Source organism: Selenomonas dianae (genome assembly GCF_030644225.1).
Classification (GTDB): Bacteria; Bacillota; Negativicutes; order Selenomonadales; family Selenomonadaceae; genus Centipeda; species Centipeda dianae.
Map to the genome: position 1 here is coordinate 360760 of NZ_CP128650.1, position 23414 is coordinate 384173.

22 protein-coding genes, 1 tRNA gene and 1 riboswitch are annotated in these 23414 nt (G+C 58.4%); of the genes, 19 read left to right on the forward strand and 4 right to left on the reverse strand.

Annotation, left to right across the window (positions count from 1 at the left end; all coding sequences use genetic code 11):
• Window positions 1–12 precede the first annotated feature (12 nt).
• The 6 genes from QU667_RS01800 to QU667_RS01825 all read left to right on the forward strand — a co-directional run bounded on the left by QU667_RS01800 (window position 13) and on the right by QU667_RS01825 (window position 3981).
• Entirely contained in the window at window positions 13–444 is a 432-nt protein-coding gene (locus QU667_RS01800) for a PTS sugar transporter subunit IIA (protein ID WP_304987642.1), read from the forward strand.
• Between the two features lie 62 nt (window positions 445–506).
• Window positions 507–582, forward strand: a tRNA-Gln gene (locus QU667_RS01805).
• Window positions 583–708: 126 nt separating this feature from the next.
• Window positions 709–1125, forward strand: coding sequence for a DUF4418 family protein (locus tag QU667_RS01810; protein ID WP_304987643.1), 417 nt, complete (start codon window positions 709–711; stop codon window positions 1123–1125).
• Window positions 1122–2327 (forward strand): ABC transporter permease, encoded by a 1206-nt coding sequence (locus QU667_RS01815; RefSeq protein WP_304987644.1) that lies wholly within the window; start codon window positions 1122–1124, stop codon window positions 2325–2327. The genes QU667_RS01810 and QU667_RS01815 overlap by 4 nt, the downstream gene beginning before the upstream one ends.
• Window positions 2324–3007, forward strand: coding sequence for an ABC transporter ATP-binding protein (locus QU667_RS01820; protein ID WP_304987645.1), 684 nt, complete (start codon window positions 2324–2326; stop codon window positions 3005–3007). The genes QU667_RS01815 and QU667_RS01820 overlap by 4 nt, the downstream gene beginning before the upstream one ends.
• 53 nt (window positions 3008–3060) lie before the next feature.
• Window positions 3061–3981 carry an Rpn family recombination-promoting nuclease/putative transposase gene (locus QU667_RS01825; RefSeq protein WP_304987646.1) on the forward strand — a complete coding sequence of 307 codons (921 nt, stop codon included), beginning with the start codon at window positions 3061–3063 and terminating at the stop codon, window positions 3979–3981.
• A 61-nt stretch (window positions 3982–4042) separates the two neighbouring features.
• Here the strand turns inward: QU667_RS01825 and QU667_RS01830 are convergent, their stop codons facing one another.
• From QU667_RS01830 to moaC, 4 genes are all read right to left on the reverse strand, one after another.
• Window positions 4043–5089, reverse strand: a complete 1047-nt coding sequence (locus QU667_RS01830) for a sulfate/molybdate ABC transporter ATP-binding protein (protein WP_304987647.1) — start codon at window positions 5087–5089, stop codon at window positions 4043–4045.
• Window positions 5089–5757: a molybdate ABC transporter permease subunit gene (gene modB / locus QU667_RS01835; protein WP_304987648.1), complete on the reverse strand. Its 669-nt coding sequence runs from the start codon at window positions 5755–5757 to the stop codon at window positions 5089–5091. Before modB ends, QU667_RS01830 begins: the two co-directional genes overlap by 1 nt.
• Window positions 5757–6560: a molybdate ABC transporter substrate-binding protein gene (gene modA / locus QU667_RS01840; protein ID WP_304987649.1), complete on the reverse strand. Its 804-nt coding sequence runs from the start codon at window positions 6558–6560 to the stop codon at window positions 5757–5759. Before modA ends, modB begins: the two co-directional genes overlap by 1 nt.
• Window positions 6554–6686, reverse strand: a riboswitch (molybdenum cofactor riboswitch). Its footprint overlaps the gene before it by 7 nt.
• 6 nt (window positions 6687–6692) lie before the next feature.
• Window positions 6693–7175 (reverse strand): cyclic pyranopterin monophosphate synthase MoaC, encoded by a 483-nt coding sequence (gene moaC, locus QU667_RS01845; RefSeq protein ID WP_304987650.1) that lies wholly within the window; start codon window positions 7173–7175, stop codon window positions 6693–6695.
• A gap of 339 nt (window positions 7176–7514) precedes the next feature.
• On the opposite strand from moaC, the gene QU667_RS01850 reads away from it, so the two are divergent.
• The 13 genes from QU667_RS01850 to cysK all read left to right on the forward strand — a co-directional run bounded on the left by QU667_RS01850 (window position 7515) and on the right by cysK (window position 23321).
• Window positions 7515–8543: a molybdopterin-binding protein gene (locus tag QU667_RS01850; protein WP_304987651.1), complete on the forward strand. Its 1029-nt coding sequence runs from the start codon at window positions 7515–7517 to the stop codon at window positions 8541–8543.
• 143 nt (window positions 8544–8686) lie between these two features.
• Entirely contained in the window at window positions 8687–9892 is a 1206-nt protein-coding gene (locus tag QU667_RS01855; RefSeq protein ID WP_304987652.1) for a molybdopterin molybdotransferase MoeA, read from the forward strand.
• Window positions 9893–9905: 13 nt separating this feature from the next.
• On the forward strand, window positions 9906–10901 hold the full coding sequence (moaA, locus tag QU667_RS01860) for a GTP 3',8-cyclase MoaA (RefSeq protein ID WP_304987653.1): 996 nt from the start codon (window positions 9906–9908) through the stop codon (window positions 10899–10901).
• A 1-nt stretch (window position 10902) separates the two neighbouring features.
• A complete protein-coding gene (locus QU667_RS01865; RefSeq protein ID WP_304987654.1) occupies window positions 10903–11826 on the forward strand; it encodes an MOSC domain-containing protein in 924 nt (307 codons plus the stop codon).
• Window positions 11823–12956, forward strand: coding sequence for a molybdopterin-guanine dinucleotide biosynthesis protein B (gene mobB / locus QU667_RS01870; RefSeq protein WP_304988373.1), 1134 nt, complete (start codon window positions 11823–11825; stop codon window positions 12954–12956). Before QU667_RS01865 ends, mobB begins: the two co-directional genes overlap by 4 nt.
• A 17-nt stretch (window positions 12957–12973) precedes the next feature.
• Window positions 12974–13771 carry a formate dehydrogenase accessory sulfurtransferase FdhD gene (gene fdhD, locus QU667_RS01875; protein ID WP_304988374.1) on the forward strand — a complete coding sequence of 266 codons (798 nt, stop codon included), beginning with the start codon at window positions 12974–12976 and terminating at the stop codon, window positions 13769–13771.
• Window positions 13772–13874: 103 nt separating this feature from the next.
• Window positions 13875–16895, forward strand: coding sequence for a formate dehydrogenase-N subunit alpha (gene fdnG / locus QU667_RS01880; protein ID WP_304987655.1), 3021 nt, complete (start codon window positions 13875–13877; stop codon window positions 16893–16895).
• A 90-nt stretch (window positions 16896–16985) separates the two neighbouring features.
• Window positions 16986–17858 (forward strand): formate dehydrogenase accessory protein FdhE, encoded by an 873-nt coding sequence (locus QU667_RS01885; RefSeq protein WP_304987656.1) that lies wholly within the window; start codon window positions 16986–16988, stop codon window positions 17856–17858.
• Between the two features lie 30 nt (window positions 17859–17888).
• On the forward strand, window positions 17889–18713 hold the full coding sequence (locus QU667_RS01890) for a 4Fe-4S dicluster domain-containing protein (RefSeq protein WP_304987657.1): 825 nt from the start codon (window positions 17889–17891) through the stop codon (window positions 18711–18713).
• Between the two features lie 5 nt (window positions 18714–18718).
• Complete coding sequence (locus tag QU667_RS01895) at window positions 18719–19414, forward strand: formate dehydrogenase subunit gamma (protein WP_304988375.1); 696 nt, start codon at window positions 18719–18721, stop codon at window positions 19412–19414.
• Window positions 19415–19526: 112 nt separating this feature from the next.
• Window positions 19527–21530, forward strand: a complete 2004-nt coding sequence (locus tag QU667_RS01900; RefSeq protein WP_304987658.1) for a PASTA domain-containing penicillin-binding protein — start codon at window positions 19527–19529, stop codon at window positions 21528–21530.
• 235 nt (window positions 21531–21765) lie between these two features.
• The gene (locus QU667_RS01905; RefSeq protein ID WP_304987659.1) at window positions 21766–22209 is read left to right on the forward strand and encodes a PTS sugar transporter subunit IIA; all 444 of its coding nucleotides are present in this window, start codon (window positions 21766–21768) and stop codon (window positions 22207–22209) included.
• 176 nt (window positions 22210–22385) lie between these two features.
• The gene (gene cysK / locus QU667_RS01910) at window positions 22386–23321 is read left to right on the forward strand and encodes a cysteine synthase A (protein WP_304987660.1); all 936 of its coding nucleotides are present in this window, start codon (window positions 22386–22388) and stop codon (window positions 23319–23321) included.
• Window positions 23322–23414: the final 93 nt, after the last annotated feature.

Sequence of the window (23414 nt, forward strand, 5' to 3'; positions counted from 1 at the left end):
AGGGGTACACAGATGTTTGGTATCATTGTTGGAACGCATGGGATCTTTGCCGAGGAGATTGTAAAGTCCTGCGAGATGATCTGCGGCGCACAGACGAATGTGCGTGCGGTGACGCTCGTGCCGGGCGAAGGCCCCGACGACGTGGTGAAGAAGTATGAGGCGGCGATTGAGACGCTCGACTGCGCGGACGGCGTGCTCTTCCTCAACGACCTCTTCGGCGGCAGCCCGTACAATGCGGCGTGCCGACTCGCGGCGAATAACGAGAAGTACGGCATCGTCACGGGCGTGAATCTGCCGATGCTCATCGAGATGGTCAGCGCACAGCTCATTGGCGGGGAGTACAACATTCTCGCGCTCATGGAGCAGGCGGCGGAGGCGGGCAGGAACGGCACACAGCTCTTCCATGCCTCGACGATGGAGGAAGAAGAGGACGACGATCTCTAAAAATTTTCCTTGACAAGCGTCTGCATATCCGCTATAATCTCCCTTGTTGCTGAGAGCGACACAGGGGTATCGCCAAGTTGGTAAGGCACGGGATTCTGAATCCCGCATGCGTTGGTTCGAGTCCAGCTACCCCTGCCATTTGTAAGTTCAGAGCTGTGGTATGTACTGCAGCTCTTTTTTCTTGTGCATGATATTTTTATTGAAAGTTATTCCCAATTTTGTTACTATATTTTGAAATGAGTTACATACAAAGGAGCTGTTGTTATGAATCATGGAAAACGCAGATTTGGCATTACCGATATTTTGCTCGTTGTGCTGAATCTCGTATTTTTCGTCGGGATACAGAATGTCTTTACGCCGTGCGAGCCGCGTCCCGACGGCTCATGGATGACCTGCCACTGGGCAGGGGAGGCGCTCACGGGGGCTGCCGCTGTGCTGGTGGTGATCGCCCTCGTACATCTCGTGATCCCGCGTGCACACGTCAAGCTCGGTCTGGCGCTTGCGGTGCTCCCGCTCTCCGTGTATGCGCTCCTCCTGCCGGGGCATCTCATCGACCTCTGCATGATGGAGACAATGCGCTGCCATACGGTGATGCAGCCGGCGGTGACGGCGATCTCTCTGCTGAATCTCATGGTTGCGTTCGCGGATATCTATGTCTATCGAAAGGGGGCGAATGAATGAGATTTGCATATTCACTTGCCATGCGTACCTGCCGCAGGAATGCGGCGCGTGTTGCAGTGCTGGCTGCGCTCGCAGCGCTCCTTGCACTCGTGATCTTCGGCGGTTCCGAGATGCTGCTCGGACTTCAGGGAGGGCTCATGCGCTTTCAGCAGCGGCTTGGCGCGGATGTGGTGGTGCTGCCGAAGGATGCTGCTGAGGCACAGGCATTTGAGGGCGTGCTTGTGCAGGGGGTGCCTGCGCATTTCTATATGGAGGAGCGCTATCTTACTGAGTTGCGTGGCATGACAGGGGTCGCGCAGGCGGCTCCGCAGTTCTTCCTCGCCTCGGCACACGCGGGTTGCTGCTCGGTGGCGGTGCAGCTCATCGGCTTCGATCCTGCGACGGATTTCACCATCCGCCCGTGGATGCAGGAGATTCATGCCGCGCCGATGGACTTTGGTGATATTCTTGTTGGCAGCGGCATCTCCGTTCCTGCGGATGCCGTGCTGACATTTTACAACACGCCCTGCCGCGTCGTCGGGCGGCTGAGTCCTACGGGCACGGGGATGGATACCGCCGTCTATACGAATATGGAAACGATGCGTGCGATGATGGCAAATGCCGCATCACTGGATTTCGATTACTTTCAAGGGATTCCGACGGAGAATGCCATCTCTGCCGTGATGATTCGGACGGCGGAGGGGTTCACGCCCGAGGGCGTGGCGGCGGCAATCAATGAGAGTTATCCCGCGCTCTCGGCAAAGCCCGCGCATGGGATGGTGCATCATGTGGAGGCGGGGCTCGGCGGCATCCTTGAAATCATCGGCACTTTGACCGTATTTGTTTGGGCGATTGCCGTGATTGTCCTCGGCATCGGATTTCATCTGTCCGCGCGGGAACGGCGGTACGAGTTCCTGATCCTGCGCATCGCAGGGGCGACGCGTTCCTTCCTGCTGCGGATGATGCTGACGGAGGCGGCTGTTACCTCGGCAGCAGGCGGGGCAATGGGGATCGCCGTCGGTGCGATTGTTCTGCTTCCGTTTGCAGGTCTTATGAAGGAAGGTCTGATGCGTCCCTATCTCCTGCCGGATGTCGGAACGATTGCGCTGCTTGCCGTAAACACGTTCATGGCGGCAATCCTGTCGGGGATGCTCTCGGCAGCGTGGACCGTGGGACGCGTGACGCGTACGCCGATCAGTGAGATGCTGCGGGAGGATGGATGATGGAACTTCGTGCGGAGAAAATCAGTCAGGACTTTTTGCGCTACAGTGCAAAGGACGGCTACTTTGTGGCGGTCGCAGAGACGAATCTCACGCTCGCGGCGGGGACGCTGACGGCGGTGACGGGACGCTCGGGCAGCGGCAAGAGTACGCTCCTGCACATCCTCGGCGGGTTGATGAAACCCGTGACAGGGCGTGTCCTCCTCGATGAAACGGATCTCTATGCGCTCGATGAGGATACACGTACCCGTCTGCGCAGCCGTCACATCGGCATCGTGCCGCAGCGTCTGATGTCGCTCGCCGCCCTCTCGGTGCGCGAGAATATCCTGCTGCCCGCGCTGCTCACGGGGACGCAGGAAAATGTTGCCGCACGTGCCGACGAACTGATGGAACGGCTCGACATCCGCAAACTCGCGTCGGTCGTGCCGGCGGAACTCTCGGGCGGGGAGCTGCGCCGCGCGACCATCGCGCGGGCACTCGTGATGAAGCCCGCGATTTTGCTCGCGGACGAGCCGACAGGCGACCTCGACGAGGAGAATACGCAGAGCGTCCTCCGTCTCCTGCGTGAAACGGCAGACGCGGGCGCTGCCGTCCTCCTCGTCACGCACGAGAGCGACGCGCGAAACTACGCCGATACCTGCTATACAATGACGGCGGGGAAGTTGGAACAAGTGAAGCAGTGAGTCCTTCATTTTTTCATGGATTCATCGTATAATGTAAGAAAGGAGGGAGAACAATGAAGCGATGTGAGTGTAATCCACTGAATGATTACCTGTTCAAATTTATCTTTGGGCGCGAAGAGCGCAAGCGTATCACCATCAGTTTTCTCAATGCTGTTCTAGGGCTTGAAGGCGCATCTGAGCTGCGGGATATTACCTTTGTTGACCGCGACCTTGACCCGCAGTTCGATGAGGATAAGCTGTCACGGCTTGATTTGCTCTGTGTTGCGGATGACGGCACGCGTATCAATGTCGAGGTTCAGCTCGTGAATCTGCGGAATATGGAGAAGCGCACGCTCTATTATTGGGCGAAGATGTATCAGTCGCTCCATCGGGGCGAGGAATATGAGGAGCTGAACCGCGCGATTACGATCAATCTGCTGAATTTCTCCCTGCTCCCGCAGAAACAGGCACATACGATGTACGGGCTTTATGACCTTCCAAGCGGGCATCGTCTGACGGATGACATTGAGATCCATTTCCTTGAGATCCCGAACTTTGAGGTGAAGTCTGTCCGAGAGATGAAACGGCTTGAGCGGTGGCTTGCATACTTTTCAAACAAGCTGAATGAAACGGAAACGGAGGAGTTGGCGATGAGCGAGGCGGCGATTCAGGAAGCGATGAAGGCGGAACACGTCTTTATGCAGGATGAGATTGAACGCTGGCAGTATGAGCAGCGCGAAAAGGCGATGCGTGACTACATCAGCGGTATGCGCGCATGGCGAAGAGAAGGATTAAAGCAAGGGATCGAGCAAGGCCTCAAGCAAGGGATCGAGCAAGGCCTCAAGCAGGGGATCCAGCAAGGTGTTATGCAGGCATCATTGCAAAACATCAAAAACCTCATGGAGAATATGAATCTCTCTGCTTCACAGGCGATGGATGCCCTTCAGATTCCTGCAATGGAGCGAGAGAAATATATGAACTTGCTGCATTCCTGATGGTATGACCGCATAAGAAATCCCGAACGGTGACGAATCACTGTTCGGGATTTTTGTCTGCCTAGTCCCGCAGAAGCATAAGATCCTCGATGGGGAATTTGAAATGTAATGTATCACATACCCCGGCGTTCTGTGCCTCCCAGATCGCCTTGCCGATTTCCCAGCGGATAGGAAGTCCGCCGTCTGCGAACCGCAGCATGATGATGTAGGTAAAGGTGCTCTCGATGATCTCGTCGATGTGTGCGGGGAGGACGTTCTCGCCGCACCTGTCTGCAAGCGTCAGATAATGTGCGCGGATGGCGATATGGCGCACGTCCGTCTCGGTATCCGCGACGCGGAGCGTGATGCCCCAGTCGGTCGCCGCGACATGGTGCTCGTCCGTGCGGTGGGCGGCAGAGATGTTTTTGCAGCCCGTGAGCGCAGTCGCGGCACATGTGCCGGGATGCCGAAAGAGTTCGTGCTTGTCCATGGGCGGCGTGAGATGTCCACGATCTACCGTTGCAATCTCCTCCGCGATGCGGAATGCCTCGTCACGGTCGTGTGTGACAAGGATTGCCGCGATGTTCTGCGCCGCAAGGATTTCACGCAGTGCCGTTTCGATCTGCCATTTCAGATGGGTGTCGAGCGCGGAGAGCGGCTCGTCGAGGAGCAGCACATCCGCGCCGTGTGCGAGGATGCGTGCAAAGGCGACGCGCTGCTGCTGACCGCCCGACAGCCCCGCAGGATAGGCGTTTTCAAGCCCTTCCAGCGAGAAGCGTGCAACGTTCTCTTTGAAGATACGCTCCTTTTCCTCCTGTGAGCCGTCGAGCGCGAAGATGATGTTCTCGCGCACGGTCATGTTTGGAAAGAGGGCGTAGTTCTGAAAGAGATAGCCGACGTTCCGCGCCTGCGGCGGGAGATGGATGCGCTTTTCGCTGTCGTAGAGCGTGCGTCCGTTGAGGACGATCTGCCCGCGATCGGGACGTTCGAGCCCCGCGATGCATCGCAGCGTCATACTCTTGCCGCTGCCCGACGCACCGAGGAGGGCGAGCGTTGTATCCGTGAGCGTGAAATTCGCCGCAAGGGTGAAATCACGCAGCCGCTTTTCGATGTTTACAATCAGCTCCATCAGCGCACCTCCCGTTTGAGGTACAGGTTCATCGCCCCGATAAAGACGAGCGAGAACAGGGAGATGACGATTGCCCAGCGAAAGGCGAGGTCGTAGTCGTTTGCCTGTACCGCCGCGTAGATGGCGGTGGACATGGTCTGTGTGTGTCCCGGGATGTTGCCCGCGAACATGATGGTCGCGCCGAACTCGCCGAGCGCACGCGCAAACGAGAGGACAAGACCCGCGAGGATGCCGTGGCGCGTATTCGGCAGGATGATCTGCCAAAAGATGCGTCCGTTGCTGACACCGAGGGTTTGCGCTGCATGGATCATGTTTCGATCCATCGCCTCGAACGCACCGCGTGCCGTACGGTACATGAGCGGTAGGCTCACGATGACCGCCGCGATGACCGCCGCGCGCCACGTAAAGACGAGCGGCAGGTCGATCGACAGGAGAAAGCTCCCAATGGCGCTGCGCTTCCCGAGGAAGAGCAGGAGGAAGAATCCGACGACGGTCGGCGGCAGGACGAGCGGCAGGGTGATTACGGCATCGGCAATCGTGCCCGCGAAACGGCTTCGGATCTGCAGCACGCCGTACGCGAGCGCGATGCCGAGGAAAAATGTAATCACCGTCGCAAGTCCCGCGACCTCAAGCGAGATGATGAGCGGGGATAGTGTTTCGTCCGTCATTATTTCACTTTGAAGCCGTACTTCTCAAAGACCTTTTTCGCCGCATTGGTTTGGAGGAACGCGAGGAAATCCTTTGCTTCCTTCATGTTCTTTGCATCTTTGAGAACAGCGGCGGGGTAGACGATGGGCTTGTGCGTATCGGCAGGGGCGACGGCGGTGACCTTCACCTTGTCCGAGATAGCGGCATCGGTCGCATAGACAACGCCGCAGTCCGCATCGCCCGTCTCGACCCACGCGAGCACCTGACGGACATCCGAGCCGTAGACGGCACGTGCCTTCACGTCGTCGAGGATACCGAGCTTCGTAAAGACCTCCTCGCTGTACTGCCCGACGGGTACGCCCTTGGGCTCACCGAGGGCGATGTGCGCGACCTGTGGGTCAAGCACTGCCTTGAAGTCGGGCAGGTTCAGCTTGCTGTCCTTCGCCGTGATGAGCACCACGTCGTTGATGAGCAGATCGACGCGCGTGCCGTCCGCGAGGAGCTTCTTCTCGTCGAGTGCGTTCATCTGCTTCTGTGCGGCGGAGACGAAGACATCGGCGGTGCCGCCGTTCTCAATCGCCTGCTGGAGTGCTCCGCTGCTGCCGAAGTTGTAGACGAGCTTCGTGTTCCCGTGCTCCTTTTCGTACATGGTCGCGAGTTCCTTCATCGCATCCGTGAGGCTTGCCGCCGCCGAGACCTGCAGCTCGACAGGACCTTCCTTCGGCGTTTCCATCTTGTTCGCGCTGTCGCCGCCGCCGACGCAGCCGGCGGTAAAGAGTGCCATGGCGGCGAGACCCGCCGTGAGTAAATTCCTGAGTTTCATGATGGTATTCTCCTTTACAAAATAGGTAGGTATGTCTGTTTCTAGGCATACCCTGTGACGGAATCCGTCAGGCAAGGTGTCGTAGCTTTCCCCTTAGACGATCCTTGCTCGGAGTTGGTTGAGGGACCCCCATCAGCGGACGAATGTGCCGCTCTTACCACCGGACTTGCGCTCAAGATGAATGTCCCCGATCTCCATGCGCTTGTCGATTGCCTTGCACATATCGTAGATCGTGAGCAGTGCAACGCTCACGGCGTGCAGTGCCTCCATCTCGACACCTGTCTCGCCCGTGACTTTTACGGCGGCAGATGCGCGAACGGCACGGCGTGGGATCTCCTCAAGCGCGAAGTCGAGCGTACACTTGGCGAGCGGCAGCGGGTGACAGAGCGGGATTGTGTCCGATGTGCGTTTTGCCGCCATGATGCCCGCGATGCGTGCAACGCCGAGCACGTCGCCCTTCGCTGCCGTGCCGCCCTCGATGGCGGCGTAGACCGCGTCACTCACGTAGATGCGCCCGCTTGCGATCGCCTCGCGGTGCGTCTTCTCCTTTCCACTGACATCGACCATGATCGCAGCGCCGCCCTCGTCAAAATGCGTCAGTCCTGTATTCGGCATATACCTTCCTCCTTCCCTACCGAATGCTTTCATCATAGCGTAACTTGCATTGAAAATCAATCGGTTGCCCCTAGGAATCGCCGATAAAATGAAGTCCGTCAGATCTTCCTGTAATCTTCTGTTCAAGAGTGGGACTATGGGGGTAAAAAACCTTTCTCATTTACGAAAAACCATAGAGAAAATCTATTTTGTGTGGTATAATCAATAAGAAGAATATATAAATGAGAATGATTTTTAGAAATGGATTTGTTTGTTGTGAAAATCATTTGAATGTGATCGTGGATATGTATTGAACATGATATGTTTTTGAATATGCTGTCAATGCAGCGGAGGGGGACTATGCGGGAAGTTCGTGTTCAGGACGCAGTGGGGATGGTACTCTGCCACGATATTACGGAGATTGTGCGCGGGGAGCGCAAGGGGGCACGCTTCCGCAAGGGCGATGTGATCCGTGCAGAGGATGTGGAGGTACTGCTGCGCATCGGCAAGGAGCATATCTACGTCTGGGAAGACAATGAAAATATGCTGCACGAGAACGACGCTGCGGCAATTCTGCGCGATGTCTGTCAAAGTGAATATATGACGGCGAGCGAGCCGAAGGAAGGCAAGATCGAGCTGACCTCGACGGTGGCGGGGGTGTTCGAGGTACGCGAGGAAGCTCTCGATGCGGTGAATGACATCACGGATGTGATGATCGCGACGATCGCACAGCATTTTCCTGTGAAGGCGGGGACGAAGCTCGCGGGGATGCGGGTGATCCCGCTCGTCATTGACAAGAGTATTATGGAAAAGGTGCGCGAGACGGCGGGCTCGGAGTCGCTGCTGCGCATTCTGCCCTATCGAACGATGAAGGTCGGCGTTGTGACGACGGGCTCGGAGGTCTTTCACGGGCGGATCAAGGACACCTTTACACCTGTCATCGACAGCAAGCTGCGTGCGTTCGGACTGCGCGTGGACGAACACCGCCTCTCGGACGACGGGACGGAGCATACGCGTGCGGCGATTGAGGAGCTGCTGGATCTCGGCATGGATATGGTGCTCTGCACGGGTGGCATGAGCGTCGATCCAGACGACCGCACACCCGCAGCGATCCGCGCGACGGGGGCGCGTATCGTGACATACGGCGCACCCGTGCTGCCGGGCGCGATGTTCCTGCTCGCGTACTACGAAAAGAACGGGCGCAGCGTGCCGATCATGGGGCTGCCGGGCTGTGTGATGTACGCGCCCGCGACAATCTTTGACATCATCGTGCCGCGCGTCGTGGCGGGCAGTGAGTGGACACGGCGCGAGATCACGCGCCTCGGCATCGGCGGGCTCTGCATGGAGTGCAAGGTGTGCCACTATCCTGTGTGCCCGTTTGGGAAGTAGGGGGATGCTTAGGGGCGACGAACCGACTTCACACGATAGTTTCATCTGATAGGCACTGATTCATTGCGAGTGTGATATTTCGCACAGACACAGAGGCGAATCTCTTGTATAAAGATACGTGAATGAAGATTAGGAGGGGAACAATGCAGAACATCGAACTCGAACAGGCGGTGGAGGTACTGCTCGCACATACAACACCGGTTGCGGAAACGGAGCGCGTTCCCCTGTTGGATGCCGTGGGGCGCGTTGCGGCGGAGGACGTGCGTGCGGGCTTTGACAACCCGCCGTTCGACCGCTCGCCGCTCGACGGATATACGTTCGCGGCGGCGAGCACGGCAAACGCCTCGGCGGAGAATCCTGTGACACTGCGTGTCATCGGCGAGGAGTGCGCGGGGGATTTCTTCGATGGCGCTGTCGGCGCGGGCGAGTGCGTCCGCATCATGACGGGCGGTGCGATTCCGAAGGGCTGCGACTGTGTGGTGCGGCAGGAGGATGTGCAGGAGGACGGGGCGCGGATTCACGTTCCGTTCACGTCCAAGTCGTATGAGAACTACTGCTATGCGGGCGAGGACATTAAGAAGAACACCGTGCTCATCCGTCAGGGGCAGCGCATTCGTGCGGCACATCTGGCGGTGCTTGCAAGCGAGGGCTATGGGGATGTCCTTGTCCATCGGCGTGTGCGCGTCGCGGTGGCGAGTACGGGGGATGAGCTGCTCCAACCGGGCGAGCCGCTGCGTCCCGGCAAGATCTACAACAGCAATCTTTACCTCCTTGCGGGGCGGCTGAAGGAACTCGGTGCGGAGGTGACGGTCGTCGGCTCGGTACCCGATGATGTGGAGCGAGCGGCAGAGGTGATTGCCTCCTATGCGGACAGTGTGGATCTCTTTTTGACCTCGGGCGGCGTGTCCGTGGGCAAGAAGGACATCATGCACGGCGTTGTGCCTGCGCTCGGTGCGCAGAGGCTCTTTTGGCGCGTTTGCATGAAGCCGGGGGCGCCCGCGATTGCCTATATGCGCGGGAAGATGCTCGGCGTTGCGCTCTCGGGGAATCCGTTCGCGGCGTATGCAACGTTCGAGTTGATGGCGCGTGCGGCACTTGCACATCTCGCGGGTGAAACGGCGGTCGCGCTGCCGCGGCGTCGTGCGGTGCTTGTGGACGCATTTCCAAAGGCGTGCGTCGGGCGGCGGTTCTTGCGTGCACGGATCGAAGCGGATGGGCGTGTTTCGCTGCCCGATCAGCATGCGTCCGGATCGCTCTTTTCGGCGGCGGGCTGCGATGCGTTCGTGGATGTGCCGGCGGGGACGAAGCCGCTGGCGGCAGGGACAGAGGTCGAAGTGGTATTGTTGTAGAAGAAGGTTCACAATGCAGGATCAGTTTCAACGGAAAATTGAATATCTGCGCATCTCGGTGACGGACTGCTGCAACCTCCGATGCCGCTACTGTATGCCGGCGCACGGCGTGAAGAAGATGGCGCACGCAGATGTGCTCACCTACGAGGAGATCCTGCGGAACGTGCGCGCACTTGCGGGGATGGGGATTCGCAAGGTGCGCCTGACGGGCGGCGAGCCGCTTGTGCGCCGCGACATTGTGCATCTCGTGCGCGGACTGAAGGAGACGCCCGGCATCGAAACGGTCGCGATCACGACGAACGGTGTGCTGCTCGGCACGATGATGGATGAGCTTCTGGACGCAGGGCTTGACGCGGTGAACCTCAGCCTCGACACGCTCGACGGCGGCAAGTTCTTCTCCATCACGCGCCGTCCACTGTTCGGTGCAGTGATGGAGACGCTTGCACGTCTGACGGAGGAAAATCGCCTTGATGTAAAGATGAACTGCGTGCCGATTGCGGGCGTGAACGACGATGAGATCACGGCGCTTGCCGCACTTGCACGCGACCATGCAATCAAGATGCGCTTTATCGAGCTCATGCCGATTGGATGCGCCCGTACGGAGGGCTATCGCGGCGTGCCGATGGACGAGGTACGCGCACGCCTCAAGACGGCGTTCGGTGCGCTCCTGCCCGTCGGTGAGGCGACGCACGGACGCGCCGTTCCCAAGGGACCCGCCACGTACGTACAGCCCGCCGGATTTCGTGGGGCGCTCGGCTTTATTGACGCAATGGAGCATAAATTCTGTGACACGTGCAACCGCGTACGGCTGACGGCAGAGGGATTTCTAAAACTCTGCCTTTACAGCAATGCAGGGCTTGATACGCGCGCACTCCTGCGCACCGGGGCGACGGATGCACAGCTCGCGGCTGCAATCGCTCATGCGGTTTGGAAAAAGCCCGAGGAACACTATTTTGAGATGGACAGTGAGACGCGCGACCGTCGCGCCATGTATCAGGTAGGGGGTTAACATGGGAGAGATTCGGGCGCTTTGCATCAGCGAGAAGCGTGGGACGCATAAGCACGCATTGGATCGCGTATTTTTCGTGACGGAGTTCGGCATTGACGGCGATGCCCATGCGGGCGACTGGCATCGACAGGTGAGCCTCTTGGGGCTCGGTGAGATCGACGATTTCCGTGCACGCGGTGCAGATGTGGACTTTGGCGCGTTCGGTGAGAATGTCGTCGCGGACGGCTTTCATTTCAAGGAACTGCCCGTCGGGACGCGTCTGCGCGTCGGGGATGTCTTTCTTGAGATCACGCAGATCGGCAAGGAGTGCCACAGCCACTGTCAGATCTATCAGCAGGTCGGCGACTGCATCATGCCGCGCGAGGGCGTTTTTGCACGCGTGCTCCACGGCGGTTGGGTGACGGTCGGGGATAAAATGGAGATCACAACGGAGAAGATTCCGCTCGATGCCGCCGTCATCACGGCGAGCGACAAGGGGGCGCGCGGCGAGCGCGAGGATAAGAGCGGTGCGGCGATCCGTGAGATCCTGACGGAGGCGGGCTACCACGTCGCGGGCTTTAACATCGTCCCCGACGAGAAAGAGGATCTGAAACGCGAGATGACCCTCTGGGCGGAGCGCGGCGTGGGGCTGATCCTCACGACGGGTGGTACGGGATTCTCCGTGCGCGATGTGACCCCCGAGGCGACGCGTGAGGTGATCGAGCGCGAGACTCCGGGTATCCCCGAGGCGATGCGTGCCCTCTCTATGCAGATCACGCCGCGTGCCATGCTCACGCGGGCGACAGCGGGCATTCGGAAACGCTCGCTCATTGTCAATCTGCCCGGCAGCGAGAAGGCGGTGCGCGAGTGTCTGAACTTCATTTTGCCGCAGCTGCAGCACGGCATTGAGATCCTGCGCGGCGACGCGGGCGAATGCGCACGATGAATCCCGCCGATCTGACCCTCGTCGTCGCGACGGGCGGCAAGAGCACGCGCATGGGGCAGGACAAGCGGTTCCTGCCGCTGGATGGCGAGCCTCTGCTTGCACGCACGCTCCGCAAGGGGCGTGCGGCGGGCTTTTCCTCCATCGTGCTTGCGGCGGAGGGCGTGCGCAGCGATCTCGCGGCACTCGCAGAGGAGTTTGGCGCACGCCTCGTCACAGATGAAATCCCCGCACAGGGACCTGCGTCGGCGATTGCCGCAGGTCTTTCAGCGGCAGAAACGCAGTGGTCGCTCGTTCTCTCGGCGGATATGCCCTTCTATGATCTTGAGCTCGTGCGGACGCTCCTGCCACACGCGGCGGGCGATACGCAGGTCATTCTGCCAACCCTCAGCGGTTATTGGCAGCCGCTTGCCGCACTCTACCGACGGGATGCAGGTGCGGTATTTGCCGCCGCGATTGCACGCGGCGACCGCAAGCTTGGCATGATCCTTAGGAAACTCGCTGTGCGTGAAGTTCCGCTTGCCGTGGATGCAGGATTCTTCTTCAACGTGAATACGCCCGCCACCTATCGGCTGGCACAGGGGCGTCTCGCGAACGAACTGCGGGCAACGCCCGTCCTCTCCATCGCCGCGCCCGCCTCGGGCACGGGCAAGACGACATTTATTGAAAAACTCATCCCGCTCCTCGCACAGCGTGGCGTGCGAACGGCGGTCATAAAGAGCGACAGCCACGGCTACGACCTCGACACGGCGGGCAAGGATTCGGCGCGCTTTGCGGCGGCGGGGGCGGAGGCGGTTGCCGTCAGCTCCCCCTCCGGATATTTTATTCAACAAAAGACGGAATCTCGGGAGGATTTTCAGAATCTTATCGCGAAAATAGATACTCATAGCGTAAACCTATATATCACGGAAAGCCGTTCGCGCGGCACATTGCCGACGCTCATGCTCGATCGCGGGATGGGTACACCGGAGCCGGATGAGCGTGTTGTCGCATACTTTACCAAAGGACGTGCCGTAGAAACGGAGCTGCTGACCTTTGATCTCGACGATATGGATACCGCCGTGCGCCTTGCGCTGTTTCTGATGGGGCGGCCGCTCTACGGTGCGGACGGGGAAATGTTTTTGACGATGTAAGAATGGAAAACCGGGAAATGGAAATTCGGCGCAGCGACTTTATCGACGTACCCGTAACCCGCTATGTATCGGCGGAGAATGCGTTTGTCCCCGATCATAAATATACCTCCGAGGAGGTCTACTTCGACATCGACCTCAACGGAGCGAACTTCACCACGGCGTTTTGCTCGCCTGTTGACTTCGAGGATCTTGTCGTCGGGATGCTCGCCCAGATGGGGCGCATCCGCACGTATGGCGACATCACGGGGCTTACGGTGGATGCGGAGCACCTTCGCGCCTCGGTCCAAACGACGGAGGACGCGCAGCGTTGGGCGGAGGAAGCCGTGAAAAATCCGCGCTACTTCTCGGCACGCAAAATTTTGAAGCTGCGCCCGGAGGAGATCTTCGCGCGTCCGCGCGATGTGCGCTTCCATGCGAGCGAGATTCTTGCAACAGCGGACGAACTGCTCGCGCATCTCTCCAAGACGCACGAGGCGACGAACGGCGTACACAGTGGGGTCATTTACGATCAGGAGAACAAGAAAATCCTCGTCTTTCGTGAGGATGTCGGCCGCCATAACGTCTTTGACAAACTCTATGGATGGGCGCTCAAGAACCACGTGGAGATGACCGATAAAATCATCGTTTTCAGCGGGCGCTGCTCCTCGGAGATGATGTTGAAGCTCGGGCGCATGGGCATCGGGGCGGTCGCGGCGAAGTCCGTACCGACCACACTCTCGGTCGATGTTGCACGCAAGCTCGGTATTGCGCTGTGTGCGCGTATGGCGCCCGGTTCGTTCTGTGTATATGCGAATCCGGAGCGCATCATTCTTTAGGTGAAAACAGGGGATTTCCCCGTTTTTCATAAATAAAATGTTATTTCATAAGGTTTAGGAGAGCCTGTCGGCGGATTTCCGCCGATATGAAAGGAGAATCACGATGAACCTTAGCAGACGTGACTTTTTGAAAGCCACCGGGCTAAGCGGCATCGGGCTGGCACTCGCGAGTCTCGGTCTCGATGTCGGCAAAGCCCATGCGGCGGCAAAAGAGTACAAGCTGACGGGCGGTCGCGAATTTACCTCCGTCTGCCACTTCTGCGGCTGCGGATGCGGCACGATCGGCTATGTCAAGGACGGCAAGCTGATCAATCTCGAAGGTGCGGCGGATGCCCCCGTGAATCGCGGCGGCCTCTGTCCGAAGGGAATCGGCTACGGGCACATCCCGAATGCGGAACTCCGCCCGAAATGTCCGATGTACCGTGCACCCGGCAGTGACCACTGGGAGGAGATCAGCTGGGAGGAGGCAATCGACCGCGCAGCACGTGCTATGAAGAAGGCACGCGACGAGAACTGGATCGGTCAGGACGAGGCGAACGGCTACAAGTTCATGAGCAACCGCACGGATGCCATCGGCTTTGTCGGCGGCTCGCAGGTCAACAACGAGGAGTGCTACCAGCTCATTAAGATGGCGCGTGCGCTCGGCGTTGTATTTATCGACAACCAGACACGCGTCTGCCATGCGACGACACCGCCGGCGCTCAATGCGGCATTCGGGCGCGGTGCAATGACGGGCTCGTGGTACAACCTCAAGTACGCGAAGATGATCTGGATCGAAGGCTCGAACATGGCGGAGTGTCATCCGATGGCGATGAAGAACGTCATGGAGGCAAAGGACAACGGTGCCATCATCGTTCATGTCGACGTGCGCTATACCCGTACCTCACGCGTGGCGGATCATTTCTTCCAGCTTCGTCCCGGCACAGACATCGCATTCCTCGGAGCACTTATCAATTATATTATTCAGAACAAGAAATACGATGCCGACTATCTGCGCCGGAATACGAACGCCTTCTGCCTCCTGCGCGACGACTTTGACTTCGATGCGGGCATCTTCTCAGGCTATGACGAGAAGACGCGCACCTATAACAAGGAGTCGTGGGGCTACAAGCTCGACGCGAACGGCAAGCCCGTAAAAGCGCCTACGATGGCGACAAAGGGCACGGTCATGGATCACCTTGCGAAGCATTTCTCACGCTACACGTTCGAGAAGGCATCGGCGATTACGGGGATGCCTGTGGCGGACATCAAGAAGGCGGCGGAGCTCTTCTCGACGATTACGCCGACCGTCATGATGTATGCACTCGGCATGACGCAGCACACCATTGGCGTGGAGAACATCCGCTGCTTTACGATCATCCAGCTGCTCATGGGCAACATCGGTGTTTCGGGCGGCGGCATCGACGCGATGCGCGGACAGCCGAACGTCCAGTCCTCGACGGACTACGGCATTATGTTCCAGTATTATCCTGCGTACCTCTCCTATCCGACGCATACGGATGATACGCTTGCAAAGTGGACGCATCACAACGGCACGTTCCGTGCAAAGTTCCTGAAGAACCTGCTCAAGGCATGGTTCGGCGATGCCGCAAACGCCTCGAACGATTACATGTTCAATGCGCTGCCGATCCGCAACGGCACGCACAACGACTCCATGTATATCATGTTTGAAAAGGCGATGGCGGGCATTGTCAAGTGCGTCTACGTCTGCGGACAGAACCCGCAGATGACGAACGCGAACCTCACGATTGTCAACAAGGGGCTCAAGAACCTCGATACGCTCATCGTGCAGGATGTCTTTGTCAACGAAACAGCAGGGTTCTGGGAGCGTCCGGGTGACAATCCGGCGGACATCAAGACCGAGGTCATCTTCCTGCCGGCGGGATCCTACCTTGAGCGCTGCGGCTCGATGACGAACTCCATGCGTATGCTTCAGTGGCGCATGAAGGGCCCCGATCCGACGAACGACTCGCGCCCCGACTACTGGATCTGCGACAAACTCTGGAAGCGCATCGTCTCGCTCTACAAGGATTCGACCGATCCGAAGGACAACACGATCAAGCTGCTCACATGGAATTACGGCGACCCCGAGGCAAACGGGGAGGCGTACGTCGAGAACATCATGAAGGAGTGCAACGGCTACGATCTGACCGACGGACATCTCCTGCGCGGCATCCGCGAGATCCGCGACGACGGCACGACGATGGCGGGGATGTGGATCTTCACGGGCGTGTTCGGCGACGGTGTCAATATGACAAAGCGACGCGGCCAGGAGGATCGCGGCGGTATGGGCATCTACCCGAACTACGCGTGGGTCTGGCCCGACAACATCCATATGCTCTACAACCGTGCCTCCTGCGACGAGAACGGCAAGCCCGTCCGTCCGGGGCAAAAGCTCGTCTGGTGGGATGAGGAGAAGGGCATGTGGGACGGCTACGATGTTCCTGACGTTGCCGACCGCACGCAGGGACCGAATACGCCCGGCGGGCAGAAGCCGTTCCGCATGAACGCCGAGGGCTTTGCACGTCTGTTTGCCGCAGAGCACAGCGATGTGGAGAACGGTGAGACACGCGATCATTCCTATGTACCTGTGGATGGTCCCATGCCCGAGTTCTACGAGCCGGTCGAAAGCCCGACGAAGAATGTGATGAACGAGGGGCAGAAGACCGAGTTCAACCCCTGCGTCATCTACCCGCGTATTCCGGAACTGCAGAAGATCGGAACGCCGGACAAGTATCCGTACGTCCTCTGTTCCTCCAGTCTGACGGAGCATTGGTGCTCGGGTACGATTACGCGCAACATTCCGTACCTCAACGAGCTGGTCAAGGAGCCGTTTGTCGAGATCTCGGAGCAGCTTGCTGCAAAGCTTGGCATTCGCGGCGGCGATCGCGTCCGCGTCAGCACGACGCGCTCGGCAATCGAGGTCAAGGCGATGGTCACGAAGCGCGCACAGCCACTTATGGTCAACGGGAAAGAGACCCATATGATCTGGATGCCCTACAACTGGGGCTTCAAGGGGCTCTCGAAAGGTCCCTCGACGAACTATCTCACCATCGACGCGCTTGATCCGAACGTGCAGGAGCAGGAGTTCAAGGCCTGCCTTGCCAACGTCGAAAGGGTCTGACTTCCGCTGCGGGCGTGTACCGCATGGAGCATGACCGCACAGAAGAACACGTACAAGAGTAACGTCTGAAAAGACGGGGAGACCCCTTTTATGAAAGCCAAGAAAATTGATCCGATGAAGAGCTTCCTCAAGAAGTATCCGTTCCTGCAGGAAAGCGAGCGGATCTACCGCTTCGTCGATGAGGCGATCGGCACGCCGGAGCCCATCCAACTGCCTGAACGCGCCGTCCGAAAGACGATGACGGAGAAGCTGCCCATCTTGCAGCAGGAGACCTACCACCGCCGCATGGCGCGTGCGGTCTACCTCATGCAGGAGGAGGTGTTCGCCCGCATCGCCGAGGCGGAGGTTCCACCGCTCATGCAGGAGTCGGCACGCGAATATCTCGCCGTACTGAAGAAGCTGCGCAAGAGTGAAAAGGAAGAGTTCATCACAGCAGTTCTCACGCAGAATAAGGCTGCGTTTGCGGCGCTGTGCGAACAGCACGCACTCAACGAGGGCTTTATCCGCAGCACGATCTGGCGCATCATCGCACATCTTACGCCGCCTGCGCTCAAAGAGCCTGAGACATGGGCTCCCGATGCCGACCGGCCGGCGTTCCGCGAGAACTTCTGCCCCGTCTGCGGGCGCAGACCCGTGGTCGCGGATCTCCGCAAACACCGCGAGGGGCGCATCCGCCACCTCGTCTGCGGCGGATGCGGTACACGCTGGATCTACGCACGCGTCGGCTGCGTCTACTGCGGCAACACGAATCTGGAGAAGATGCACACCCTTGAGCCGGAGCATGACAGTTCCATGCGGTTGGACATCTGCGATGTCTGCGACAGCTACATCAAGACCTACCGCGGCCCCGTGGACGGCAGTCCTGAGGATGCGATCTACCGGCAGGACTGGGCGAGCGTTCATCTTGATCTCCTCGCCGAGGAGAAGGGGCTTCATAAAAAGGGCAACCCGATACTGGAATAAACAGGTACTATAAGGAGAGGAGTAAGCGTCATGACACAGGAAATCGCAATGCTGCATGATATGTCGCGTTGCACCGCGTGTCGCGGATGTATGGTGGCGTGCAAGCAGTGGCACGATCTGCCGCCCGATATGGATACCCCGTTTGAAGGACAGTACCAGTCGCACAAGGATCTCAGCTCACGCGTTTATACGCTCATTCAGATGAAGGAGCGCGTTGACGACAAGGGGAAATTCCACTGGGATTTCTTCAAGAAGAACTGCTTCCACTGCGGCGATCCCGCCTGCGCGAAGGGCTGCCCCGAGAACGCCATCAGCCGCAACGAGAACGGCACCGTCGTCATCGACGAGTCCAAATGCGTCGGCTGCCATTACTGCGAGCACAACTGTCCGTGGCACATCCCCAAGATCGATGAGATCCGTCACAAGTCCACGAAATGCGATCTCTGCTACGACCGCATCGCGCACGGATATGAAACGACGGGCGAGATCCTAAAGCCCGCGTGCGCCAAGACCTGCACGGCGCACGCACTGGAGTTCGGTACCATCGAGGAGATGAAGCAGCTCGCTGCCGAGCGGCTCGCGATGATTCAGCCGAAACATCCGAATGCAAACATCTACTGTCCCGAGGGGGTCGGCGGTACGCACATGATCTACGTCCTGCCCGACAAACCCGAGGTGTTTGGCCTCCCGGCAAACCCCGTTACGCCGCTCTCCATCGACCTCTGGAAGGCAGGCCGCACCTTTACGAAACTCGCCATCGGCGGCGCAGCCGCAGGGATCGTCGGCGCTATGGTGCTCAGCAAGATGGTTAAATCGAGTGCCAAGAACGCGGCGAAGGAACAGGAGAAGGGGTGAGCGAAGTGTTGATCAACAAGAAATTTGTTCCGCGTCATCAGAAGACATTTGCTCTCTGTCACTGGCTGAACGCATTTGCGTTCTTCATGCTCTTCCTCACGGCTCTGCCGCTGTATGCGGATACGTTCCGTTTCATGTACGACATCTTCGGCGACAAGACGCTCATGTATGCACACCGCGTGTTCGGCGTCATCTTCATCGCCACCCCGATCATCGGCTTCTTCATCGCACGTGAGGGCTACATGACGATGATCAAGGAAGTGTTCCGCTTCGGCAAGAAGGACATGGAGTTCATGCAGAAGTTCCCGATCGAGCTGATGGGCAAGGATCCCCATATGCCGCCGCAGGGCTTCTACAACGGCGGTGAGAAGATGAACATCGCGCTTCAGCTCGCCCTCGCCCTCGTCATTGCCCTCTCGGGTGTGATCCTCTGGATGGGCGACAGCATCCTGCCCGCGACCATCACCGCGCTTGCGATTCCTGTACACAGCATCGCGGCTGCGGTCTGCTTTGCCGCCGCCCTCGGGCACATCTACCTTGCTGCGGGGGTCAATCCCGACTCCCTGCACGGGATGAAGGACGGCACGATCAAGGCATCCTACGCGGCACATCACCATGGTGCATGGGTCAACGAACTCATCGCGCAGGGGGTTGTCACACGCGAGGAGATCGCGCAGGCAGAGAAGGAAGATCATCACTGATCTGTGCTTGACGGACGAAGCCGCTGCAATGCAGAGCATTGCGGCGGCTTTTTTTTCATGTATATTTATGGTATGATGACATCTGAAATACGATGTGGGGGAGCGCAATACGATGAAAAATGTTCGTGCGACGGTGCAGGGGCGGATTGGGTATGTTGCCCTCTGGATGTTTGTCGTTCTCGTTGTACTGACCTTTCGCTATGCCTATCTGCAAGTGGTGCAGGGGGATTCCCTCGCGCAGCGGATGCGGGATCAGAGCGGCTACGAGTACCGCATCCAGTCGCTGCGTGGTGCGATTCTCGACCGAAACGGCAAGGAACTCGCTGTCAGCAGCATGACGAAGTCTCTCTTTATCGACCCGAACCACGTCTATGAGGAGCACGACCCCGCACAGATCGCCGCAGACATTGCACCGCTCATCGGGCTGACCGAGCAGGAGGTTCTCGACGACATCGCCGTCGGCGGCGGCTTCGTCTGGGTCAAGCGGCGGCTCGAACACACGGAGTACGAAGCGGTGCGCGCCGTCATCCGTGAGAAGGGCTACAGTGACTGCCTCGGCTTTCAGAACGAGGCAAAGCGCTACTATCCGAACGATGCCCTCGCTGCCAACGTGCTCGGTTTTGTCGGTACGGACGACGAGGGGCTGGACGGCGTGGAGCAGGCGCTTGATCCCCTGCTCAAAGGCGAGGTGCGCGAGGAGCGCATCACCGTTGACGGACAGCGGCGGCCGATCCTCGACTCCATCTTTTTGGGACGGCGCACCTATCGCGGCGACTACTGCAAGTCCGCAACACTCACGATTGACAGCACGATACAGTTCATGGTGGAGCAGGAACTCGACCGCGCCATGGCGGAAAACATTCCGTCCTCCATCACGGCGATTGTCATGGATCCGAAGACGGGGGAGATCCTTGCCATGGCATCACGCCCCTCATACAATCCCAACCGCTTCTGGGACTACCCTGCCGAGAACTGGAAGAACCGTGCGGTCGCCTTCAACTATGAGCCTGGCTCGACGTTCAAGGCAATCGTTGCGGGAGCTGCACTCCAGGAGGGCATCGTCACGCCGAATCAGGTCTTTTACGATCCGGGCTATGTCATGGTCTCGGGACGGCGCATCCAAAACTGGAGCAACGAGAGCTACGGCGCAGTCACCTTTACGGATATTGTCAAGAACTCGCTCAACACGGGCTTTGCACAGGTCGGATTATCCCTTGGCGCGGAGAAGCTGATGCACTACACGCGCGTCTTTGGGTTCGGTGAGAAGACGGGCATCGACCTGCCGGGCGAGGAGGAGGGGCTGCTTTTCAAACCGGAGGAGATGCGCGACTCGGACATCGCAACCACCGCCATCGGACAGAGCATCGCCGTGACCCCCTTGCAGCTCGTGACGGCGATGTCGGCGATTGCGAACGGCGGTACGCTCATGCGCCCCTATATTGTCCGCGCCATCAAAAATCCCGACGGCTCGATCTATGAGGAGCGCGGTCCGCAGGAGATCCGTGAAACGCTGCAAAAGACAGTCAACCGTACGCTCATCGGTCTCTTGGAACAGGTCGTTGCGACAGGCGGCGGGGCGAAGGCGGGGGTCAAGGGCTACCGCATCGCGGGCAAGACCGGCACGGCACAGAAGATCCGCCTCGATGCCACCGGTTATCTGGACGGTCGTTATATCGCCTCGTTCTGCGGCTTTGCCCCCGTGGAGGACCCGCTCTTTACCGTACTCGTCATGATCGACGACCCGCGCGGCGGCAATTTCTACGGCGGTCAGATCGCTGCACCGGTCGCCTCACGCATCTTTGCGCAGCTCCTGCGCTATGCGCACGTCGAGCCGTCGAGCAACCCGTTTACACAGGAAGAACAGGAGAAATCCGGCGCATCCGCCCGCACGAATGCCGAGGAGAAACGCATGGAGGCGGTCGCAACGCCGCCCGAGGGCAAGGCGCTCGTGCCGAACTTCATCGGACTCTCCATGCGCGAGGCGGCACGCCTTGCCGAGCAGCGCGGCCTTTTCTTTGAGAGCGAGGGGACGGGCGCCGCCGTATCGCAGAGCCTCAGTGTGAATGATATTGTCGAGCAGGGGACGCGTGTAAAAGTTTATTTTGCGCCGACATGATCCCGCCAAAAAGATGGGACAAACAGCCTCCCCATATTTCAGCTGTATTTGACGAAAATTAACAAAAAGAGGGACAATGAACCCTCTTTTTATTTTCTGTTGATTATTGTTTTAAATCTGAATATTTAAAAGAACGTGTTGTATTTGGCAGATTAAATCGAAAACACTTGCAAAAGATGTAATTGTTCAGTATAATATTCCTATACTCATAAAGGTGAGCGATAGGAGGATCATTATGGTAGGAGTTATCGTATGTGGGCACGGAAATCTGCCGCAGGAATTCGTGCGCGCCGCCGAGATGATCTGTGGCATGCAGAAGAATATCTGTGCCGTTTCTTTCCAAATGTGGGAAGACCCCTGTCTTGTCCAGGAGCGGTACGAGGAGGCGATTGAGGAGCTGGACTGTACGGACGGCGTTCTCTTCCTCTGTGATCTGTTTGGCGGGACACCGTTTAACGAGGCAAGCCGACTGGTCGCCACGGATGAGACCTACGGCATTGTTACGGGGTTGAACCTTCCCCTCCTGATTGACATTCTTACCTCCCGGCGCAAGCTGAACGGATCCATGGCGATGCGTGATCTCTTGGCGGAGGTAAAGCGTCTTGCACATGAGGGAATTGCGAGTCTGCATATGGATGATCTCGATGCAGAGGATATGGCGAGTGGAGTCGCCTCCTAGGCAACGGGTGCTGTTGATCGGAATCGGGGCTGCTGTACAAAGGCTGAAAGGTCTTTCTACAGCAGTCCCGATTTTTTATTTTGCCTCTTGACAGAATCGTTCAAAACAGGTAATATATAAACATACTTTTTAGATATGTTTACTATAATGACTTGTGAAATAAAGGAGTATGAACTATGGCGTATGTATATCAGTCGGTGACGGAACTCATCGGGCGTACCCCGCTGCTCGCAGCAAAGTCCTTTGCAAAGGCACACGACCTTCCGGCGAATCTCGTGGTGAAGCTGGAGTATTTCAACCCTGCGGGATCTGTGAAGGATCGCATCGCGGTGGGGATGATCGAGCAGGCGGAGCGTGACGGCAAGATCGCACCGGGCGCGACGTTGATCGAGCCGACGAGCGGCAATACGGGGATCGGTATCGCTGCGGTTGCGGCAGCGCGCGGCTATCACGCGATCCTCACGATGCCGGAAACGATGAGCGTGGAGCGGCGCAATCTCCTGAAGGCATACGGTGCGGAAATCGTGCTGACGGACGGCACGCAGGGGATGAAGGGCGCGATTGCACGCGCTGAGGAGCTGCAGAAGGAGATCCCGAACTCGTTCATCCTGTCGCAGTTCGAGAATCCTGCAAATCCTGCCGTGCATGAGCATACGACAGGGCCTGAGATCTGGGAGGACACGGACGGCGATGTGGATGCCTTCGTAGCGGGGGTCGGTACGGGCGGTACGGTTTCCGGCATCGGACGCTATCTGAAGAGCAAAAACCCCTCCGTACACGTCGTTGCTGTCGAGCCGGAGGACTCGCCCGTTCTTGCGGGCGGCAAACCGGGACCGCACAAGATCCAAGGCATCGGGGCGGGATTTATCCCTGCGACCCTCGATACCAAGGTTTACGACGAGGTCATTCAAGTGAAGAACGAGGATGCCTTTACTTACGGCAGGGAATTTGCCCGTCGTGAGGGGGCGCTCATCGGCATCTCCTCGGGCGCTGCGCTTGCAGCGGCGGTGGAGCTTGCCCGCCGTCCGGACTTCGCGGGCAAGACGATTGTCGCACTCCTGCCCGACGGCGGCGACCGCTATCTCTCGACGGAACTGTTTCTCGATAAATAATATGTCGGCTGTTCGAAGCAATGATCCTGCTTCGAACAGCCTTTTTGATGGAATGAATATTTGAAAGATAACATTTACAATGGATTTTTCACA

Bases quoted from the DNA above. Each gene is read 5' to 3' on its own strand.
- QU667_RS01810 (WP_304987643.1), top strand. From the start codon at position 709: ATGAATCATGGAAAACGCAGATTTGGCATTACCGATATTTTGCTCGTT.
- QU667_RS01825 (WP_304987646.1), top strand. From the start codon at position 3,061: ATGAAGCGATGTGAGTGTAATCCACTGAATGATTACCTGTTCAAATTT.
- QU667_RS01800 (WP_304987642.1), top strand. From the start codon at position 13: ATGTTTGGTATCATTGTTGGAACGCATGGGATCTTTGCCGAGGAGATT.
- fdnG (WP_304987655.1), top strand. From the start codon at position 13,875: ATGAACCTTAGCAGACGTGACTTTTTGAAAGCCACCGGGCTAAGCGGC.
- QU667_RS01820 (WP_304987645.1), top strand. From the start codon at position 2,324: ATGATGGAACTTCGTGCGGAGAAAATCAGTCAGGACTTTTTGCGCTAC.
- QU667_RS01890 (WP_304987657.1), top strand. From the start codon at position 17,889: ATGACACAGGAAATCGCAATGCTGCATGATATGTCGCGTTGCACCGCG.
- QU667_RS01900 (WP_304987658.1), top strand. From the start codon at position 19,527: ATGAAAAATGTTCGTGCGACGGTGCAGGGGCGGATTGGGTATGTTGCC.
- cysK (WP_304987660.1), top strand. From the start codon at position 22,386: ATGGCGTATGTATATCAGTCGGTGACGGAACTCATCGGGCGTACCCCG.
- fdhD (WP_304988374.1), top strand. From the start codon at position 12,974: ATGGAAATTCGGCGCAGCGACTTTATCGACGTACCCGTAACCCGCTAT.
- QU667_RS01885 (WP_304987656.1), top strand. From the start codon at position 16,986: ATGAAAGCCAAGAAAATTGATCCGATGAAGAGCTTCCTCAAGAAGTAT.
- moaC (WP_304987650.1), bottom strand. From the start codon at position 7,175: ATGCCGAATACAGGACTGACGCATTTTGACGAGGGCGGCGCTGCGATC.
- QU667_RS01850 (WP_304987651.1), top strand. From the start codon at position 7,515: ATGCGGGAAGTTCGTGTTCAGGACGCAGTGGGGATGGTACTCTGCCAC.
- modB (WP_304987648.1), bottom strand. From the start codon at position 5,757: ATGACGGACGAAACACTATCCCCGCTCATCATCTCGCTTGAGGTCGCG.
- modA (WP_304987649.1), bottom strand. From the start codon at position 6,560: ATGAAACTCAGGAATTTACTCACGGCGGGTCTCGCCGCCATGGCACTC.
- QU667_RS01830 (WP_304987647.1), bottom strand. From the start codon at position 5,089: ATGGAGCTGATTGTAAACATCGAAAAGCGGCTGCGTGATTTCACCCTT.
- QU667_RS01905 (WP_304987659.1), top strand. From the start codon at position 21,766: ATGGTAGGAGTTATCGTATGTGGGCACGGAAATCTGCCGCAGGAATTC.
- QU667_RS01855 (WP_304987652.1), top strand. From the start codon at position 8,687: ATGCAGAACATCGAACTCGAACAGGCGGTGGAGGTACTGCTCGCACAT.
- QU667_RS01865 (WP_304987654.1), top strand. From the start codon at position 10,903: ATGGGAGAGATTCGGGCGCTTTGCATCAGCGAGAAGCGTGGGACGCAT.
- QU667_RS01815 (WP_304987644.1), top strand. From the start codon at position 1,122: ATGAGATTTGCATATTCACTTGCCATGCGTACCTGCCGCAGGAATGCG.
- mobB (WP_304988373.1), top strand. From the start codon at position 11,823: ATGAATCCCGCCGATCTGACCCTCGTCGTCGCGACGGGCGGCAAGAGC.
- moaA (WP_304987653.1), top strand. From the start codon at position 9,906: ATGCAGGATCAGTTTCAACGGAAAATTGAATATCTGCGCATCTCGGTG.